Source organism: Marivita sp. S6314, assembly GCF_023015985.1.
GTDB lineage: Bacteria > Pseudomonadota > Alphaproteobacteria > Rhodobacterales > Rhodobacteraceae > Marivita.
This window is the reverse complement of sequence record NZ_JALKAO010000021.1, coordinates 1-806: the sequence shown is the minus strand read 5'-3', so window position 1 is coordinate 806 and position 806 is coordinate 1. Positions and strand designations below refer to the sequence as shown.

Genomic DNA, 806 nt, shown 5'->3' with positions numbered 1-806 from the left:
GATCAACGAGGGAATGATCGGTCCAATTTAGCTGCAACGAGGTATTTCATACCCGGCAATCCGTTCAAGGATCATCGTTTCTACCGGAGATCATCCTTTGCGGTGATGCGCTGTTTTTACCGGTATCCGCTTGCCTGCCGAGACGTTCGCGATCTGTTGGGCAAACACGGCATCACTGTCGATCCTGCAAAGATGAAACGCTGGGTCGTCAAGTTCGGGCCCGAAATCGCCAGACGTTCCTTCGCGAGGCGTAGGCCCCGTGGTCTGAACCGGCACGTAGGTGAGATCTATGTCCGAGTAGATTGTAAGTGACGTTATCGCAGACGAGCCGTCGATCAGAGCGGCAAAGTGATCGATGTCCATCTGACTGCGCGAAGAGATGCGAAAGCCGCATGCGCCTTCTTTCCACAAGCACGCGAGACAGTGCGGATGTACGGGCCGGTCTCGGTGACAACTGATAAGACTCCAACCTACGCGCGTGTCATCGGTGAGATGAACGCTTACTCGTTCTCAAGGGACGAATTCGTGCAAGTGGATCGAATATGGCGAAACAACCGAATTGAGAGCGATCATGCGGCGCTCAAACGCATCACCGACCCAAGCCGTGGTTTCCAGTCATTGCGAACACTTAAAGCAATGTTGCAAGGCATCGAGGCCATTCGCATGATCAAAGGTGGCCATGTTTGTGATCCTCCGACCAAAGTTACCGGCAAAGTCCGCCTTCTGACCGAGCTGTTCGATCGGGCCGCCTGAATTAGGGCAATTCCGGGCCTCAGTCCGTCCTTGAGCGATCTACGCAACGATCC

General features: G+C 54.3%; 1 pseudogene. It reads left to right on the top strand.

Annotation, left to right across the window (positions count from 1 at the left end):
• Positions 1–327: 327 nt before the first annotated feature.
• Positions 328–753: pseudogene (locus MWU54_RS18590) on the top strand (DDE-type integrase/transposase/recombinase); the annotation flags it as partial.
• Positions 754–806: the final 53 nt, after the last annotated feature.